This is a genomic window from Streptomyces sp. SKN60, from assembly GCF_026236535.1.
Classification (GTDB): domain Bacteria; phylum Actinomycetota; class Actinomycetes; order Streptomycetales; family Streptomycetaceae; genus Streptomyces.
Window position 1 is genome coordinate 1 of sequence record NZ_JAHTMW010000025.1, and the last position, 16,989, is coordinate 16,989.

Annotated in this window: 16 protein-coding genes; 8 read left to right on the forward strand and 8 right to left on the reverse strand. The window is 72.5% G+C overall.

Annotated elements, in window-relative coordinates; genetic code table 11:
* Nucleotides 1-245: 245 nt before the first annotated feature.
* Nucleotides 246-1,049, reverse strand: coding sequence for a purine-nucleoside phosphorylase (locus KV205_RS31025; protein ID WP_265868129.1), 804 nt, complete (start codon nt 1,047-1,049; stop codon nt 246-248).
* 185 nt (nt 1,050-1,234) lie between these two features.
* On the reverse strand, nt 1,235-1,672 hold the full coding sequence (locus KV205_RS31030) for a gamma-glutamylcyclotransferase (protein ID WP_265868131.1): 438 nt from the start codon (nt 1,670-1,672) through the stop codon (nt 1,235-1,237).
* A 307-nt stretch (nt 1,673-1,979) separates the two neighbouring features.
* On the opposite strand from KV205_RS31030, the gene KV205_RS31035 reads away from it, so the two are divergent.
* Nucleotides 1,980-3,419: an NAD(P)H-quinone dehydrogenase gene (locus KV205_RS31035; protein ID WP_265868132.1), complete on the forward strand. Its 1,440-nt coding sequence runs from the start codon at nt 1,980-1,982 to the stop codon at nt 3,417-3,419.
* A gap of 226 nt (nt 3,420-3,645) precedes the next feature.
* On the forward strand, nt 3,646-4,590 hold the full coding sequence (locus KV205_RS31040; protein WP_374214758.1) for a DeoR/GlpR family DNA-binding transcription regulator: 945 nt from the start codon (nt 3,646-3,648) through the stop codon (nt 4,588-4,590).
* A 45-nt stretch (nt 4,591-4,635) separates the two neighbouring features.
* Here KV205_RS31040 and KV205_RS31045 read toward each other — a convergent pair whose 3' ends face one another.
* Nucleotides 4,636-5,181: a TetR/AcrR family transcriptional regulator gene (locus tag KV205_RS31045; protein ID WP_265868134.1), complete on the reverse strand. Its 546-nt coding sequence runs from the start codon at nt 5,179-5,181 to the stop codon at nt 4,636-4,638.
* A gap of 92 nt (nt 5,182-5,273) precedes the next feature.
* Nucleotides 5,274-7,028, reverse strand: coding sequence for a biotin carboxylase N-terminal domain-containing protein (locus tag KV205_RS31050; protein ID WP_265868135.1), 1,755 nt, complete (start codon nt 7,026-7,028; stop codon nt 5,274-5,276).
* Nucleotides 7,029-7,432: 404 nt separating this feature from the next.
* Between KV205_RS31050 and KV205_RS31055 the strand changes: the two genes are divergently transcribed.
* Nucleotides 7,433-7,861, forward strand: coding sequence for a hypothetical protein (locus tag KV205_RS31055; protein ID WP_265868136.1), 429 nt, complete (start codon nt 7,433-7,435; stop codon nt 7,859-7,861).
* Here the strand turns inward: KV205_RS31055 and KV205_RS31060 are convergent.
* The 4 genes from KV205_RS31060 to KV205_RS31075 all read right to left on the reverse strand — a co-directional run bounded on the left by KV205_RS31060 (nt 7,858) and on the right by KV205_RS31075 (nt 10,687).
* A complete protein-coding gene (locus tag KV205_RS31060; protein WP_265868137.1) occupies nt 7,858-8,463 on the reverse strand; it encodes a nucleoside triphosphate pyrophosphatase in 606 nt (201 codons plus the stop codon). The genes KV205_RS31055 and KV205_RS31060 overlap by 4 nt on opposite strands.
* Nucleotides 8,464-8,513: 50 nt before the next feature.
* Nucleotides 8,514-8,642 carry a morphogenic membrane protein MmpB gene (mmpB, locus tag KV205_RS31065; protein WP_265868138.1) on the reverse strand — a complete coding sequence of 43 codons (129 nt, stop codon included), beginning with the start codon at nt 8,640-8,642 and terminating at the stop codon, nt 8,514-8,516.
* A 198-nt stretch (nt 8,643-8,840) separates the two neighbouring features.
* The gene (locus KV205_RS31070; protein ID WP_265868139.1) at nt 8,841-9,053 is read right to left on the reverse strand and encodes an acyl-CoA carboxylase subunit epsilon; all 213 of its coding nucleotides are present in this window, start codon (nt 9,051-9,053) and stop codon (nt 8,841-8,843) included.
* Between the two features lie 29 nt (nt 9,054-9,082).
* Complete coding sequence (locus KV205_RS31075; RefSeq protein WP_265868140.1) at nt 9,083-10,687, reverse strand: acyl-CoA carboxylase subunit beta; 1,605 nt, start codon at nt 10,685-10,687, stop codon at nt 9,083-9,085.
* Nucleotides 10,688-10,821: 134 nt separating this feature from the next.
* Here KV205_RS31075 and KV205_RS31080 point away from each other — a divergent pair, with 134 nt between their 5' ends.
* The 5 genes from KV205_RS31080 to KV205_RS31100 all read left to right on the forward strand — a co-directional run bounded on the left by KV205_RS31080 (nt 10,822) and on the right by KV205_RS31100 (nt 16,901).
* Nucleotides 10,822-11,673, forward strand: a complete 852-nt coding sequence (locus tag KV205_RS31080; protein WP_265868141.1) for a biotin--[acetyl-CoA-carboxylase] ligase — start codon at nt 10,822-10,824, stop codon at nt 11,671-11,673.
* Nucleotides 11,674-11,830: 157 nt separating this feature from the next.
* On the forward strand, nt 11,831-13,009 hold the full coding sequence (locus KV205_RS31085; RefSeq protein ID WP_265868142.1) for an adenylate/guanylate cyclase domain-containing protein: 1,179 nt from the start codon (nt 11,831-11,833) through the stop codon (nt 13,007-13,009).
* Nucleotides 13,010-13,077: 68 nt separating this feature from the next.
* Nucleotides 13,078-13,881: an enoyl-CoA hydratase/isomerase family protein gene (locus tag KV205_RS31090; protein WP_265868143.1), complete on the forward strand. Its 804-nt coding sequence runs from the start codon at nt 13,078-13,080 to the stop codon at nt 13,879-13,881.
* 148 nt (nt 13,882-14,029) lie between these two features.
* Complete coding sequence (locus tag KV205_RS31095; protein ID WP_265868144.1) at nt 14,030-15,145, forward strand: sensor domain-containing diguanylate cyclase; 1,116 nt, start codon at nt 14,030-14,032, stop codon at nt 15,143-15,145.
* A 559-nt stretch (nt 15,146-15,704) separates the two neighbouring features.
* Nucleotides 15,705-16,901, forward strand: a complete 1,197-nt coding sequence (locus KV205_RS31100; RefSeq protein WP_265868145.1) for a hypothetical protein — start codon at nt 15,705-15,707, stop codon at nt 16,899-16,901.
* Nucleotides 16,902-16,989 lie beyond the last annotated feature (88 nt).

The following is a 16,989-nucleotide window of genomic DNA, read 5'->3' on the forward strand; positions in this document are numbered from 1 at the left end:
CTGCGGCCGTGTCCTCAAACGCCGGACGGGCTGAAAACTCAGCCCCGCCGGCGTTTGAGGCGCGGGGGTCCGGGGGCAGAGCCCCCGGTTACGGGAAGGGGCGGGGTGGGGGAGAAGCCCCGCGCAGCGGCCCCGGCACCCGGCGGCCCCGGCGAGCCGGACGGCCCGGCGGTCGGAGGCCGCCGCAGCGCTTCGAAGCCCGATCGGCCCCCTGGGGCCGATCGGTGCGAGGAGCGCGGGAAAACTCAGATCCGGTCCAGCACCCGCGTCAGCAGCTCGCCCATCCGCGCCGCCGAGTCGCGCCCTGCCTGGAGGACCTCCTCGTGGTTCAGCGGCTCGCCCGAGAGCCCCGCCGCCAGGTTGGTGACGAGGGAGATGCCGAGGACCTCGGCGCCGGCCTCGCGGGCCGCGATGGCCTCCAGGACGGTGGACATGCCGACGAGGTCGCCGCCGAGGACGCGGACCATGTTGATCTCGGCCGGGGTCTCGTAGTGCGGGCCGGGGAACTGGACGTAGACGCCCTCCTCCAGCGTCTCGTCGACCTCCTTGCACAGCGCGCGCAGCCGCGGCGAGTACAGGTCCGTCAGGTCGACGAAGTTGGCGCCGACGATCGGGGAGGCGGCCGTCAGGTTGAGGTGGTCGCTGATGAGGACCGGCTGGCCGGGGCGCATGCCTTCGCGGAGGCCGCCGCAGCCGTTGGTGAGGACGACGGTCTTGCAGCCCGCGGCGACGGCGGTGCGGACGCCGTGGGCGACGGCGGCGACGCCGCGGCCCTCGTAGTAGTGGGTGCGGCCGAGGAAGACCAGGGCGCGCTTCTCGCCGATCTTGTACGAGCGGATCTTGCCGCCGTGGCCCTCGACGGCCGGCGGCGGGAAGCCGGGCAGCTCGGTGACCGGGAACTCGGCCTCGGGCGCGCCGAGCGCGTCGACGGCGGGGGCCCAGCCGGAGCCCATGACCAGGGCGACGTCGTGGTTCTCGACGCCGGTCAGCTCGCGCAGGCGCGCGGCGGCGGCCTCGGCGGCCTCGTACGGGGTGGCAGTAGCGTTCACTGACTCTCTCGCCTCGGGGAGGGGGGTCCGAGGAGGAGGCCCCGGACGGATTTGATACGCCCAGCAGCCTAGCCCGAGAATCCCTACGCGCGTAGATGACGTCGCGCACGGAGCTGCGATCGTTGTCTTGTCGTTTCCGACGAAGAGATCGGCGGGCCGGCGTCCGGCGATCGGCCCAGCGGGGCTCAGCAGGGGCGCTTGCGCAGCTCCATCACGTAGTCGTGCGGCGCGCCCGCCGACTCCGCCGCGTCCGCGACCTCGCCCAGGTAGCGGGCCGAGGGCAGCCCGCCCTCGTACGCGTTGAGCACGTACACCCAGGCCGGCTCGTCGCCGTCGAGGGTGTGCACCCGCACCCGCATCCGCCGGTAGATGTCGAGCCCGACACCCTCCCAGCGGTCCATCGACTCCTCGTCCATCGGTGCGATGTCGTAGAGCGCCACGAAGACCTGGGAACCCGGAGCCTCCACGATCGTGGCCAGCGCGCCCTCCCAGCCCATCTGCTCCCCGCCGAAGGTCAGCCGCCAGCCGTTCAGCCAGCCGGTGCCGCGCAGCGGCGAGTGGGGAGCGCGGCGGGTCATCAGCCGCGCGTCGAGGTTGCCGGCGTACGCGGCGTAGAGCGACATGGGGTCGAGAGTACGGGAGCGGGCGGGGTGGATGACGACGTCCGAGGTGACGGGGGGATGACGGGAGTGCGGCGCCGGAAAGTGACCGGCGGGTAGACCCCCGGCACACCCGCGCCCCCCGGTCCCGGCTACCCGGTGGCACACCCGCGCCCCGGTCCCGACACCCCCGCCCCGCCCCCGGCGCGTGGCTCGGCCGTACGTGCGGGACAATGGAGCACGCACTTGAAGCGTGCGGGACAATGGCGTACGCACTGCAGCCCAGCGGGGGGACTCCCCGGCAGAACGAGAGCGCGAGGCGTAGATCCCAGTGACCCGGATCGTGATCATCGGCGGCGGACCCGGCGGATACGAGGCGGCCCTGGTGGGCGCCCAACTCGGCGCGGAGGTGACCGTCGTCGACTGTGACGGCCTCGGCGGCGCGTCCGTCCTGACCGACTGTGTTCCCTCCAAGACCCTGATCGCCACCGCCGAGGTGATGACCACCTTCGACTCCTCGTACGAGGAGCTGGGCATCATCGTGGCGGACGACACCCCGCACATCGAGCAGGCGGCCCGCGTCGTCGGCGTGGACCTGGGCAAGGTCAACCGCCGTGTGAAGCGGCTCGCGCTCGCCCAGTCGCACGACATCACCGCCTCCGTCACCCGGGCCGGTGCCCGCGTGCTGCGCGGCCGCGGCCGGCTGTCCGGCCGGCAGGCCATGGACGGCTCCCGCCAGGTGATCGTGACCAGCGCCGACGGCACCGAGGAGACGCTGACCGCCGACGCCGTCCTCATCGCCACCGGCGGGCACCCGCGCGAGGTGCCGGACGCCAAGCCGGACGGCGAGCGGATCCTCAACTGGACCCAGGTCTACGACCTCAAGGAGCTCCCCGAGGAGCTCATCGTGGTCGGTTCCGGTGTCACCGGCGCCGAGTTCGCCGGCGCCTACCAGGCGCTGGGCTCCCGGGTCACCCTGGTCTCGTCCCGCGACCGCGTGCTCCCGGGCGAGGACCCGGACGCCGCCGCGGTCCTGGAGGACGTCTTCCGCCGCCGCGGCATGAACGTCATGGCCCGCTCCCGCGCCGAGTCCGCCAAGCGGGTGGGTGACCGGGTCGAGGTCACCCTCTCCGACGGCCGGGTCATCTCCGGCACCCACTGCCTGATGGCGGTCGGCGCCATCCCGAACTCCGCCGGCATGGGCCTGGAGGAGGCCGGCGTCCGGCTGAAGGACTCCGGCCACATCTGGACCGACCGGGTCTCCCGTACCTCGGCTCCCGGTGTGTACGCGGCGGGCGACGTCACCGGCGTCTTCGCGCTCGCCTCCGTGGCCGCCATGCAGGGCCGCATCGCGATGTACCACTTCCTCGGCGACGCGGTGGCCCCGCTCAACCTGAAGACGGTCTCCTCCAACGTCTTCACCGACCCCGAGATCGCCACCGTCGGCTACACCCAGGCCGACGTCGACGCCGGCAAGATCGAGGCCAAGGTCGTCAAGCTGCCGCTGCTGCGCAACCCGCGCGCCAAGATGCAGGGCATCCGGGACGGCTTCGTCAAGATCTTCTGCCGTCCCGGCACCGGCATCGTGGTCGGCGGCTGTGTCGTCGCGCCGCGCGCGAGCGAGCTGATCCACCCCATCTCGATCGCGGTCGACAACAATCTGACGGTGGAACAGATCGCAAATGCTTTCACCGTGTACCCCTCCCTGTCGGGCTCGATCGCGGAAGTGGCACGGCAGTTGCACACCCGAAAGACGGCGGGCGAGGCGTAACCGGGCGGCCGGGCACCGCCCCGGCCTGCGGGAACGGTTCGCCGACTCGGACAACCCCCGGCAAGGCGGGGCATAGTCCTGGCATGGTCCGGATCAATGGCGGGGTCTCCCATATCACGTGGAGGCCCCGCCTGTGTGCATCTTCTGCAAATCGGCCCAAAGTGCCGTCGGTCACGTTACTGTCGGTTTCGTGTTCGCTGCAGAACGTCGCCAGTTGATCCTCGAAATGGTGCGCGCCAATGGAGCCGTGTCGCTCCGCGAGCTCGCCCGCGTCGTCCAGACCTCAGAAGTGACCGTACGGCGAGACGTGCGGGCCCTGGAGGCCGAAGGACTCCTCGACCGCCGGCACGGCGGTGCGGTACTGCCGGGCGGGCTCACCCGCGAGTCCGGCTTCCCGCAGAAATCCCATCTCGCCACCGCCGAGAAGACCGCCATCGCCGATGTCGCCGCGAGCCTCGTCGAAGAGGGCGAGGCCATCGTCGTCGGCGCCGGCACCACCACGCAGGAGCTGGCCCGTCGGCTCGCCCGGGTGCCCGGTCTCACCGTCGTCACCAACTCGCTGCTCGTCGCCCAGGCCCTCGCCCACGCCAACCGGGTCGAGGTGGTCATGACCGGCGGCACCCTGCGCGGCTCCAACTACGCGCTCGTGGGCAGCGGGGCCGAGCAGTCGCTGCAGGGGCTCCGGGTCTCCCGGGCCTTCCTGTCCGGCAGCGGCCTGACCGCCGAGCGCGGCCTGTCCACCTCCAACATGCTCTCCGCGAGCGTGGACCGGGCGCTTGTGCAGGCGGCGGCGGAGGTCGTGGTGCTCGCCGACCACACCAAGCTCGGCACCGACACCATGTTCCAGACGGTGCCGACCGACGTGATCACCCGCCTGGTCACCGACGAGCCGCCCGCGCACGACGAGCGCGCCGCCACCGAACTGCAGGCCCTGGCCGACCAGGGCGTGCAGATCGCGGTGGCCGGGACCGGCGCCGGCGCGCACGGGGGCGAGCAGCACCCCCCGGGCGGCGGCCGGCCGCGCCGTGACGTGCCGCTGCCGGGGCAGCGCGGGCGGCTGCCGGGCGGGCAGTTCCGTGGCGGCCCCGGTGGGCCCGGTGGTCCGCTCGGCGCCGATGTGCTCGCGCCGGAGCGGTCGGCGGCGCGCGTGGCGGATCTGCGGCGGCGCTGAGCCGGTGCCGCTGAGCGGTGCCGCTGAGGCGGTACCGATCCGCTGTTACGGCGCGAGTCCCCGTACCGTCAGGTCAAGCAGCCGGTCCGCCAACTCCGGGTCCTCCGGAGAGCGTTCGGCGGCCAGGGCGATGGCGTGGGCCAGCTTCGTCAGGTCCTCGATGGGGATCCCGGCGCGTACCGCGCCCGCCGTGCGGGCCCGGGTGAGCAGGCGGTCGCCCGCCGCCCGCAGCGGCTCGCCGCACTCGGCGAGCGTCGAACTCCCGCCGGGCGCCGCGGACATGAGGGCCACCGAGAGGCCGCGGTACTCCCGCGCGTGGGTGATCAGGGCGCGCAGCCACGCCACCAGGGCGGCGCGCGGGTCGGGCGCCGTGGCGAGCTCCGCCGAGCGGTCGAGGAGGCCGGCGAGCCCGTCCCGTACGACCGCGCCGAGCAACGCCTCCCGGGTGGGGAAGTGGCGGTACAGGGTGCCGATGCCGACCCCGGCGCGGCGGGCGATGTCCTCCAGGGACGCGTCGGTGCCGTGCGCGGCGAAGGCGGCCCGCGCCTCGGCCAGTAGCCGCTCGTGGTTGCGGCGGGCATCAGCACGCATGCGTACGCCCTCTTCCTCGTGGTCCCGGTACGGCGAAGGGCCCGCAGACATCGTGCGCCTGCGGGCCCTTCGTACCGTACCTGTGCCGGGCGTCAGTCCTTGATCTCGCAGATCGCCGCGCCGGAGGTGACCGAGGCGCCGACCTCGGCGCTCAGGCCCTTGACGGTGCCGGAGCGGTGCGCGTTGAGCGGCTGCTCCATCTTCATGGCCTCCAGGACGACGATCAGGTCGCCCTCCTTGACCTCCGCACCCTCCTCGACGGCCACCTTGACGATGGTGCCCTGCATCGGGGACGCGAGGGTGTCGCCGGAGGCGGTCGGGCCGGACTTCTTGGCGGCGCGGCGCTTCGGCTTGGCGCCGGCGGCCAGGCCGGTGCGGGCCAGGGTCATGCCGAGCGACGACGGGAGGGAGACCTCAAGACGCTTGCCGCCGACCTCGACGACGATGGTCTCGCGGCCGGTCTCGTCCTCGTCGGCCTCGGCGCCCGCCGGGGCGAAGGGCTTGATCTCGTTGACGAACTCGGTCTCGATCCACCGGGTGTGGACGCGGAACGGGTCGGCCGTGAAGGCGGGGTCGACCACGACGGCCTGGTGGAACGGGATGGCGGTGGCCATGCCCTCGACCTTGAACTCGGCGAGCGCGCGGGCGGCGCGCTGCAGCGCCTGCTCGCGGGTGGCGCCGGTGACGATCAGCTTGGCGAGCAGGGAGTCCCAGGCCGGGCCGATGACCGAGCCGGACTCGACGCCCGCGTCCAGGCGGACGCCCGGGCCGGTCGGCGCGTTGAAGGTGGTGACGGTGCCGGGGGCCGGGAGGAAGTTGCGGCCCGGGTCCTCGCCGTTGATGCGGAACTCGAAGGAGTGACCGCGGATCTCCGGGTCGCCGTAGCCGAGCTCCTCGCCGTCGGCGATCCGGAACATCTCGCGGACCAGGTCGATGCCGGTGACCTCTTCGGTGACCGGGTGCTCGACCTGGAGGCGGGTGTTGACCTCCAGGAAGGAGATGGTTCCATCCAGGCCGACGAGGAACTCGACGGTGCCGGCGCCGACGTAGCCGGCCTCCTTGAGGATGGCCTTCGACGCGGCGTACAGCTCCGCGTTCTGCTCGTCCGACAGGAAGGGGGCCGGGGCCTCCTCGACCAGCTTCTGGTGGCGGCGCTGCAGCGAGCAGTCACGGGTGGAGACGACCACGACGTTGCCGTGCGAGTCGGCGAGGCACTGGGTCTCGACGTGCCGCGGCTTGTCGAGGTAGCGCTCGACGAAGCACTCGCCGCGGCCGAAGGCGGCGACGGCCTCGCGGACGGCGGAGTCGTAGAGCTCCGGGACCTCTTCGAGGGTGCGGGCGACCTTCAGACCGCGGCCACCGCCGCCGAAGGCGGCCTTGATCGCGATCGGCAGGCCGTGCTCCTGGGCGAAGGCCACGACCTCGTCGGCGCCCGAGACCGGGTCCGGGGTGCCGGCGACCAGCGGCGCGCCCGCGCGCTGCGCGATGTGCCGGGCGGCGACCTTGTCACCGAGGTCGCGGATGGCCTGCGGCGGCGGGCCGATCCAGGTCAGGCCGGCGTCGATCACGGCCTGGGCGAACTCCGCGTTCTCGGAGAGGAAGCCGTAGCCGGGGTGGATCGCGTCGGCGCCCGAGTCGGCAGCGGCCTGGAGCACCTTGGCGACATCCAGGTAACTGGTGGCCGGGGTGTCACCGCCCAGGGCGAACGCCTCGTCGGCCGCGCGGACGTGCAGAGCGTCCCGGTCCGGATCGGCGTAGACGGCTACGCTGGCGATCCCGGCGTCCCGGCAGGCCCGGGCGACGCGGACAGCGATTTCGCCACGGTTGGCGATGAGCACCTTGCGCACGATGGCTCCCTCCTTGAAACAAGCTGAGTTTAGGGACTGCCGACACGGCACTTCGACCCGTCCCCAATGGTGAGCTTGCCCACACGGAGCGTGAATCGAGGCTCGCTCGGGTCGTGAAATCCCTTGTCGCACCACGGTACGCAGGGATTCTTTACGGCACAGTAGCTCCGAGGTGTGGCGCAGGTCTCTGTTCACGCGGCCAGTCGCCAAATGGGTTTCTTTGTGGAGTCCCTACGAATGGCTCAATGATTCTTTGCGCCTCGGCCGGACGGGCACCCCCTGGATACCCGGTCGCACGAACCCTTGTCCGGCCCTTGTCCGGCGGTTTACCGGTCAGTAGCCTTCGCGCTGTCGTACGTACCGTAGGTAACTGCCGTATTCACGGGATCCAGGGGGTGGCCGAGGTGGCCCGCAGACCGATAGCGCTCGTGACGGCGGCGGTGCTCTTCCTCGAAGCACCCGGCATCGTCGCGATCAACGCGGTGATGGCACGCTTCGTGAAGGCCCAGTCGATGTCCCTCGACGGGATGGATCCGGACGTCATGTACACCGGCACCTGGGCCCTCGGCATCGGCTCCGGCGCGCTGCTGCTGCTGTGCGGCCTGGTCCCGCTGATCGCCGCGATCCGCGACCGCCGCCCCGGCCGCCCGGGCCGCGCACTGCTCATCGGCTGCGCGATCGTGCACGGTGTGCTCGGGGCGGTGGCGGTGGGGCTGCTCGGCTGGGCGTCCTTCGCGTTCCTGATGGCCGTGGTCGGCCTGATCGTGCTCACCCTGGTGGCGTACGGGGAGGGCGCGGCCGACCGCGAACCGGCCGAGGCCCAGCCGGCCTAGGTCCAGAGGTCGGTGATCGAGACGTCCAGCTTGCGCAGCAGGGTGCGGAGCAGCGGCAGCGAGAGGCCGATGACATTGCCCGGGTCGCCGTCGATGCCCTCGATGAACGGCGCCGAGCGCCCGTCCAGCGTGAACGCGCCCGCCACGTGGAGGGGTTCGCCGCTGGCCACGTACGCGTCGATCTCGGCGTCCGTCGGGTCGCCGAAGCGGACCACGGTGGAGGCGGTGGCCGAGGCGTAGCGCTTGGCCGTCGTGTCGTACACGCAGTGGCCGGTCTGCAGGATGCCGACCCTGCCTCGCATCGACCTCCAGCGGGCTGTGGCCTCGGCGGCGTCGGCGGGCTTGCCGAGCGCCTGCTTGTCCAGCTCCAGGACCGAGTCGCAGCCGATGACCAGGGCGCCGCTCGCCTCCGGCTTGGCCGCGACGTGCGCGGCCTTCGCCTCGGCGAGGGCGAGCGCCAGCTCGGCGGGGGTCGGCGCGTGCACCTTGTCCTCGTCGACACCGCTCACGATCACCTCCGGCGCGAGCCCGGCCTGCCGGAGCAGTCCGAGCCGGGCGGGGGAGGCGGAGGCGAGCACGAGGCGGCGGCGATCAGCAGTCATGGGGGCAGCGTAGCGAGCCGAGGGCCGGTCCACTTCCTGTCGGCGGCCGGTCAGCGCGCGGCGACCAGGAACATCCACACCACTAACGCCAGACCGATGACGAGGCCCGCGCGCTGCAGCATCGCCTGCATCTCGCGCATGTCCTTCGGCGGCTCGTCTTCGGGGTCGGACCAGAGCATGTTCCGATCGTGCGGGGCGGGGCCGCCGGGGCGCCTGAGTACGGGTACTCAACCGCTCCGGTGCCAAAGGACTATTCCAGCTCTTGCGCCAGGCGGGTGCGGTGGAAGCCGGCGGGCGGTGACCCGGTCCGGGCGTACGCCGAAGGCCGGATCCCCCGCACATGGGATCCGGCCTTCGCCGTACGAACGCCTCGGTTACTAGACGGGCCAGTAGGACCGCGCCCATGACCGCGGGCCCGGCCGCGGCCGGACGCTGCGGGCGATGCGGGCCGGGTCGGACCAGCCCTCGGGGAGCTTGGGGCCGTCGCCCGCGGCGGCAGCCGCCGCCGTGGCCGCGGCCCGGGCCTGGACCACCGCCAGGGCGGCGGCGAGCTCCTCCGGGGTCGGGTTGCCTCGTACGACCTTGATCACAACGGCTCCTTGAGGTCTCGGTCCAGGTCCTAGAGGGGGATGTTGCCGTGCTTCTTCGGAGGCAGGGATTCCCGCTTCGTGCGCAGCTGACGCAGCCCCTTCACGATCTGCGGGCGGGTCTCGGACGGCAGGATCACCCCGTCGATGTAGCCGCGCTCGGCCGCGATGTACGGGTTGAGCAGGGTGTCCTCGTACTCCTGGATGAGCCGGGTGCGCACCGCCTCGATGTCCTCGCCGTTCGCCTCCGCCTCGGCGAGCGTGCGCCGGTGCAGGATGTTGACCGCGCCCTGCGCGCCCATGACGGCGATCTGCGCGGTCGGCCAGGCCAGGTTGAGGTCGGCGCCCAGGTGCTTGGAGCCCATGACGTCGTAGGCGCCGCCGAAAGCCTTGCGGGTGATGACCGTGATCAGCGGGACGGTCGCCTCGGCGTACGCGTAGATCAGCTTCGCGCCGCGCCGGATGATGCCCTCGTGCTCCTGGCCGACGCCCGGCAGGAAGCCCGGCACGTCGACGAAGGTGAGGACCGGGATGTTGAAGGCGTCACAGGTGCGGACGAAGCGCGCGGCCTTCTCGCTCGCGCCGATGTCGAGGCAACCGGCGAACTGCATCGGCTGGTTGGCGACCACGCCGACCGGGAAGCCCTCGACGCGGCCGAAGCCGGTCAGGATGTTCGGCGCGAACAGCGCCTGGGTCTCCAGGAACTCGCCGTCGTCGAGGACGTGCTCGATGACGGTGTGCATGTCGTACGGCTGGTTCGCCGAGTCCGGGATCAGCGCGTCGAGCTCGCGGTCCTCGTCCGACGCCTCGGTCTCGGCGACCTCGGGGAAGGCCGGCGGCTCGGACAGGTTGTTCGAAGGCAGGTAGGACAGCAGGGACTTGACGTACTCGATCGCGTCCTTCTCGTCGCCCGACATGTGGTGGGCCACGCCCGAGGTCGAGTTGTGGGTGCGCGCGCCGCCCAGCTCCTCGAAGCCGACGTCCTCGCCGGTCACCGTCTTGATGACGTCGGGTCCGGTGATGAACATGTGCGAGGTCTGGTCCACCATCACCGTGAAGTCGGTGATCGCGGGCGAGTACACCGCGCCGCCCGCGCACGGGCCGACGATCAGCGAGATCTGCGGGATGACGCCGGAGGCGTGGGTGTTGCGGCGGAAGATCTCGCCGTACATGCCGAGCGCGCTCACGCCCTCCTGGATGCGGGCGCCACCGGAGTCGTTGATGCCGACGACCGGGCAGCCCGTCTTCAGGGCGAAGTCCATGACCTTGATGATCTTCTGGCCGTACGTCTCGCCGAGCGCGCCGCCGAAGACGGTGAAGTCCTGCGAGAAGACCGCGACCGGACGCCCGTCCACGGTGCCGTAGCCGGTCACCACGCCGTCGCCGTACGGCCGGTTCTTCTCCAGGCCGAAGTTGGTCGACCGGTGCCGGGCCAGCTCGTCCAGCTCCACGAACGAACCTTCGTCGAGCAGCAGTGCGATCCGCTCCCGCGCGGTCAGCTTCCCCTTCGCGTGCTGCTTCTCCACCGCCCGCTCGGAACCGGCGTGGGTGGCCTCGCCGATCCGGCGCTGCAGATCCGCGATCTTGCCCGCGGTCGTGTGAATGTCGATCTGGTGGTGCTCTGCCGGCTCGGACATCGGGATGCGGCTCCCTGCCTGGTCACGGGGGGTTCGTTGACTACGAATGGGCTACTGCCCTGCTACTGACCCGTAGCGTATCGGCGTCGATACGGTTCGGCAGTGCGGCGTTTGCCACACCTACGCTGGCTTGCATGACGTCCTCCCAAGGCTCCGCGGGACGCTGGTCCGACCTCGACCGGCCCCCTCTGAACGCTCCCGCCCTGCGCCACGCACTCGTGCTCCCCGGCGGACTGTGGACCTCCCTCGATGTCGTCGAGTCCACCGGTTCCACCAACTCCGACCTCGCCGCCCGCGCCGACGAACTCCCCGAGGGCGCGGTACTCGTCGCCGAGCAGCAGACCTCCGGACGCGGCCGGCTCGACCGCACCTGGACCGCCCCCGCCCGCTCCGGCATCTTCGTCTCCGTCCTCCTCAAGCCCGCCGTGCCCGTGCACCGCTGGGGCTGGCTGCCGCTGCTCACCGGAGTCGCCGCCGCGACCGGCCTCGGCAAGGCCGCCGGCGCCACGCTCTCCCTCAAGTGGCCCAACGACCTCCTGGTGAAGGTCGGCGGAGAGGAACGCAAGACCGGCGGCATCCTCGCCGAGCGGGCCGGCGCCGACGGTGTCGTCGTCGGCGTCGGCATCAACGTCACCCTCCGTGAGGACGAGCTCCCGGTGCCCGCCGCCGGCTCGCTCCTCCTCGCCGACGCCGTCTCCACCGACCGCGACACCCTGCTGCGGGCCGTTCTGCGCTCCCTGGAGCAGTGGTACGGCGACTGGGTACGGGCCGACGGCGACCCCGCCGCCTCCGGCCTCCAGCAGGCCTACGAGGCCGGCTGCGCGACCCTGGGCCGCCGGGTCCGCGCCGACCTGCCCGGCGAGCGGATGCTGGAGGGCGACGCGGTCGGCGTCGACGGCGACGGACGGCTCGTCGTCGAGACGGAGGGCGGCGGGACGGAGGCCGTCGCGGCCGGCGACATCGTCCATCTGAGGGCCGCCGACTGAGCGCTCTTCCACCCGAACCGGTCCCGTACGTCATGGTGTGGGACCGGTTCGGGGACCGGTTCGGGCGTGAGCCAGCACACACCTGTCGTATCGTTGAGCGCGATCCACGCGACAGATCGGCAGGACAAGTGGGCAGGGAACGGGCAGGAGGCGGCCGGTGACCGTCGACGACGCGAGCAACGGCGCCGACGACGCGGACAACGGCGCCGGGACCGAGGCCGAAGAGCCACCCCCCACCCCCACGTACCCCACGCCCCACCATGTCGTCGACCACACGGCCGAGCCGACCGACGACCCCCTCGCGATCCGCCTCGAACAGCTCATCCTCGGCGCCGACCGCCGCTACACGCCCTTCCAGGCCGCCCGCACCGCCGGCGTCTCGATGGAGCTCGCCTCCCGCTTCTGGCGCGCCATGGGCTTCGCCGACATCGGCCAGGCCAAGGCGCTCACCGAGGCCGACGTCCTCGCACTGCGCCGGCTCGCCGGTCTCGTCGAGGCCGGGCTGCTCAGCGAGCCGATGGCCGTGCAGGTCGCCCGCTCCACCGGCCAGACCACCGCGCGCCTCGCCGAATGGCAGATCGACTCGTTCCTGGAGGGCCTCACCGATCCGCCCGAGCCCGGCATGACCCGCGCCGAGGTCACGTACCCGCTGGTCGAGCTGCTGCTGCCCGAGCTGGAGGAGTTCCTGATCTACGTGTGGCGCCGCCAGCTCGCCGCCGCCACCGGCCGGGTCGTGCAGGCCGCCGACGACGAGGAGATGGTCGACCGGCGACTCGCCGTCGGCTTCGCCGACCTCGTCGGCTTCACCCGGCTCACCCGCCGCCTGGAGGAGGAGGAGCTCGGCGAGCTCGTCGAGGCCTTCGAGACCACCTGCGCCGACCTGGTCGCCGCGCACGGCGGCCGGCTCATCAAGACCCTCGGCGACGAGGTGCTCTACTGCGCCGACGACGCCGGCACGGCCGCCGAGATCGGCCTGCGGCTCATCGAGACCCTCAGCCACGACGAGACCATGCCCGCGCTCCGGGTCGGCCTGGCCTTCGGCGCGGTCACGACCCGGATGGGCGACGTCTTCGGCACGACCGTGAACCTGGCCAGCCGGCTCACCTCGATAGCGCCCAAGGACGCCGTCCTGGTCGACAGCTCCCTCGCCGAGGAGCTGACCAGGGCCGGCGCGGCGCCCGTCTCCGAGACGCAGGCGGCGGAGGAGGCCGCCCGCGCCGAGAAGGAGGGCGACAAGGCGCCCACGTACCGCTTCGCGCTCCAGCCGATGTGGCAGCGGCCGGTGCGTGGACTGGGTGTCGTGGAGCCCTGGCTGCTGAGCCGCCGTCCGACTTAGGATCTGCCGTGAACAGCCGTTAACAACCGTTAACAGGCTTCGACCGGGGACCGGGAGGGTGGACGACGATGTCCGAGCAGTCCGAGGAGCGTTTCGGTGAGTTCGTGGCGGTACGGAAGGACGAGCGCGGGCACGTCGCCGAGCTCGTCCTGGACCGGCCCAAGGCGATGAACGCGGTCTCCTCGGAGATGGCCCGCTCCATCGGCGCCGCCTGCGCCGCGCTCGCCGCCGACCCGGCCGTCCGGGTCACGGTCCTCACCTCCTCCAACGACCGGGCCTTCTGCGTCGGCGCCGACCTCAAGGAGCGCAACTCCTTCAGCGACGCCGAGCTGGTCCGGCAGCGGCCGGTCGCCCGCGCCGCGTACACCGGCGTCCTGGAGCTGCCGATGCCGACCGTCGCGGCCGTGCACGGCTTCGCGCTCGGCGGGGGTTACGAGCTGGCGCTCGCCTGCGACGTGATCGTGGCGGACGCGAGCACCGTCGTGGGCCTGCCCGAGGTCTCGGTGGGCGTGATCCCCGGCGGTGGCGGCACCCAGCTGCTGCCGCGCCGGGTGGGCGCGGCCCGGGCCGCCGAGCTGGTCTTCACGGCCCGCCGGGTGGAGGCCGCCGAGGCCCGTGAGCTGGGCCTCGTGGACCTCGTGGAGCGCGACGCCAAGGCTGCCGCGCTGGAGCTGGCCGCCCGGATCGCGGTGAACTCGCCGGTCGGCCTGCGCGCCGCCAAGAAGGCCATGCGGCTGGGCCAGGGCCTGGACCTGCGGGCGGGCCTTGAGGTCGAGGACGCGGCCTGGAGGTCGGTGGCCTTCTCGGGCGACCGGGCGGAGGGCGTCGCGGCGTTCAACGAGAAGCGGAAGCCGGAGTGGCCGGGGGAGTGAGCCTCGCGGTTCGCGGTTCGCGGGTGTGGGCGGGGGCGCCGTTTGTGGGCGCGCCCGTGCGTGTGCAATTGCTCCCGATTTTCACTATATGTAACTTTCCGTGACGTCTCGGAAGGGAAAACGGATCATTCCTCCCTAAGCTGGAGGAATGGGTGAGGACGTGCGGCTGCGGGCCGTAGTGGCGCTGGCTCAGGCGATGGCGGCGGCGCACACTCCGCGGGAGTTCTGGCGGGCCGCCGCGCTGGGCGCCTGCGAGGGGCTCGGCGGCAGCTTCGCCGCGCTCTCGGTCTGGGAGCGCGACCACGGCCGGCTGAAGGTCCTGGTGAACGCCGGGTCGCGGGCGGAGGGCGAGGAGGAGTTCCCCGACGCCGAGACGTACCCGGTGCACCAGTTCCCGGAGATCACCGAGTTCCTGCACGAGCAGTGGGCGGGCGGCGGCGAGCCCGACGCCTGGGTGGAGACCGCCGACGACCGGGTCCCCACCGGCCGGGTCACCGGCCTGCGGCGGCGCGGGCGCGGCTGCTGCGTGGTCGCGCCGATCGTGCTGCACGGGCGGGCGTGGGGCGAGCTGTACGTGGCGCGCCCGGCCGGCGCGCAGCCCTTCGACCGCGACGACGCCGACTTCGCCACCGTCCTCGCCGCCGTCGTGGCGGCCGGCATTGCCCAGGCCGAGCGCCTGGAGGAGGTCCGCAAGCTCGCCTTCACGGACCCGCTGACCGGCCTCGCCAACCGCCGGGCGGTCGACGCCCGGCTCGACGAGGCGATCGAGCGCTACCGCGAGGACGGCTCCGTCGTGAGCCTCCTCGTCTGCGACCTCAACGGCCTCAAGCGCGTCAACGACACCCACGGCCACGCCGTCGGCGACCGCCTGCTGGAACGGTTCGGCTCCGTCCTCTCCCGCTGCGGCGCCATGCTCCCCGGCGCCCTCGCGGCCCGCCTCGGCGGCGACGAGTTCTGCCTGCTGTCCGTCGGCCCGACGGCCGACGAGGTCGTCGCCGTCGCCGAGGAGCTGTGCGTACGGGCCGCCGAGCTGGAGCTCGGCGAGGGCGTCGCCTGCGGCGTCGCCTCCACCGGCGACCCCATCGGCCCCCTCAAGTCCGCCCGCCGCCTCTTCCGCCTCGCCGACGCCGCCCAGTACCAGGCGAAGGCCGCCCGCTCGGCGAAACCGGTCGTCGCGGGCCGCGACGGCACGGTGATCCGCCTCGCCGACGCCCCGCCGGGGGCGCGGGACCGGCGGCGGTTCAGGGACGCGCCGCCGCGGTAGGGCCTTGGTGGCCGTACGCCGTGTGCGGAGCTGTAGCCGTGCCGGGGCCGCGGTCGTGCCCGTGGCTGTAGCCGTGCTGTGCCGTGTCGGGGCCTTGCCCGCAGCCGTACCTCCAGCCGTATCCGTAGCCACCTTCACAGCGGTGTCGTAGCCAGGACCATGCCGTTCGGCGTAGGGGCGGGCGGCGCGGTGGGACGCGGTGTGCCGGGCCCCGCAGACCCGGCGCACGGCCGGGCGGGCATGCGCCCTTCCGCGCCCTTCCGTACCCGTCACGGACGGCGGGGGCCGGCGACCACGGCGTCCGCGCTCTGCCAGGACCTCGCGCCCAGGCGCGCCGAGGGCGCGCGAGGGGGAGGGCGGGGTGGCCCTGGCGGGGGTTCCGCCCCTCGTCGGGGCGCGATCCGGGCGGAACGGCCGCCGGGCCGCCGGGTGCGTGCGCCCTTGTCGGCACGAACCCGCTCCCTAGCATCGTCCGACACCAAGACCCCGCGTCCGCAGGGTCGGTGACGGTTGATCAGGGGGCTTCATGAAGCATCGTCTCAGACGTTCCCTCGCTTTCGTGGGAGCGCTGGTCCTGCTGCCCGTCCTGGCGGTCTCCGCCAGCGCCGAGCCGCCCGGGCCGCTGACCGCGGACGCGGTCGCGGCCCTGTCCCCGGAACGACAGGCCCGAGTGCTCGAACCGCTGCGGCTCGCCGCCGACGCCGCCGCCCAGGCCGGCCAGGGCGACTGGGCGGCGATCTACACCCAGGTCGAGATGGCCTCCGACTACCGCTCCGTCAACGTGTACCTGACCGATCCGGGGCAGGGCGCGCGGTTCCTGGCCGCCGCGCACCGGGCGAACCCGAAGGCCGACACGCGGCTCATCCACGTCCGTCCCGCCAAGAAGTCCCGCCAGGATCTCAGGAAGGAGATCTCCGCCCTCACCTCCCGTACGGACCTCCCCTTCACCGTCTCCCTCGCGGGCACCTCGGTGGACGGCGGCACCATCGAACTCGGTGTGGACCAGCCGGACGCGGCCCGGGAGTACTTCGCCTCCCCGTCCGTCGCCCGGCAGCGCGCGGCCGCCGGGGCCACCCCGGTCCTGGTGCGGCAGGCGCCGCCGGCGGTCCCGGTGAACCGCTGGAACGACACCTCGCCCTTCTACGCGGGGGCCGCGCTCGGCCCGGCCTCCGGCGACCGCTCGTACTGCACGAGCGGGATTCCCGCCGTCAGCACGTGGGACGGACGTCAGTGGCTGGTCACCGCCGGGCACTGCTACAACGTCAACGACAACGTCTGGGCCGCCGGCGGCAACTACATCGGCCAGGTGAAGTACAAGAGGCCGGAACTCGACTCGGTCTTCATCGAGACCCCGACCTACCGCCGCACCTGGGACGGCCTCGACGCGAACGGCTACAGCCGCTATCTGAACGGCGTGCGCAACGTCGCGGTCGGCGACTTCACCTGCCAGCTGGGTTACAACTCCAAGGTGGTCTGCAACATCCGCACGGTCTACGCGGGCAACGTCAGCTGGAACGTCAACGGCACCACGGTCTGGGGAAGTTACGGCGTCCCGCACTACGGCGGCATCGTCGCCCGCGGCGGTGACAGTGGCGGCCCGGTCATCTACATCAACGATCCTGACTCGCGACAGCTCAACGGCATCGTGAGCGTCGGCTACGGCTGTAACGCGGTGAAGGAGTGCAGCACAGGCATCGGCTGGGTCGACGTCTGGTCCATCTTCAACGGCTTCGCGATCAAGCTGAACCCGTCCTGACGGGCGGGTGACGGGGGCGACGGGGGGCGCGTCCCCGCGGCCGGGTGACCGGCTGCGGGGACGCGTCGCCGACGGGCCGGAACAGCGT

Coding starts and splice junctions, on each gene's coding strand:
- KV205_RS31030 (WP_265868131.1), bottom strand. CDS start 1,672: ATGTCGCTCTACGCCGCGTACGCCGGCAACCTCGACGCGCGGCTGATG.
- KV205_RS31040 (WP_374214758.1), top strand. CDS start 3,646: ATGGTGCGCGCCAATGGAGCCGTGTCGCTCCGCGAGCTCGCCCGCGTC.
- KV205_RS31045 (WP_265868134.1), bottom strand. CDS start 5,181: ATGCGTGCTGATGCCCGCCGCAACCACGAGCGGCTACTGGCCGAGGCG.
- KV205_RS31060 (WP_265868137.1), bottom strand. CDS start 8,463: ATGACTGCTGATCGCCGCCGCCTCGTGCTCGCCTCCGCCTCCCCCGCC.
- mmpB (WP_265868138.1), bottom strand. CDS start 8,642: ATGCTCTGGTCCGACCCCGAAGACGAGCCGCCGAAGGACATGCGCGAG.
- KV205_RS31075 (WP_265868140.1), bottom strand. CDS start 10,687: ATGTCCGAGCCGGCAGAGCACCACCAGATCGACATTCACACGACCGCG.
- KV205_RS31080 (WP_265868141.1), top strand. CDS start 10,822: ATGACGTCCTCCCAAGGCTCCGCGGGACGCTGGTCCGACCTCGACCGG.
- KV205_RS31090 (WP_265868143.1), top strand. CDS start 13,078: ATGTCCGAGCAGTCCGAGGAGCGTTTCGGTGAGTTCGTGGCGGTACGG.
- KV205_RS31095 (WP_265868144.1), top strand. CDS start 14,030: ATGGGTGAGGACGTGCGGCTGCGGGCCGTAGTGGCGCTGGCTCAGGCG.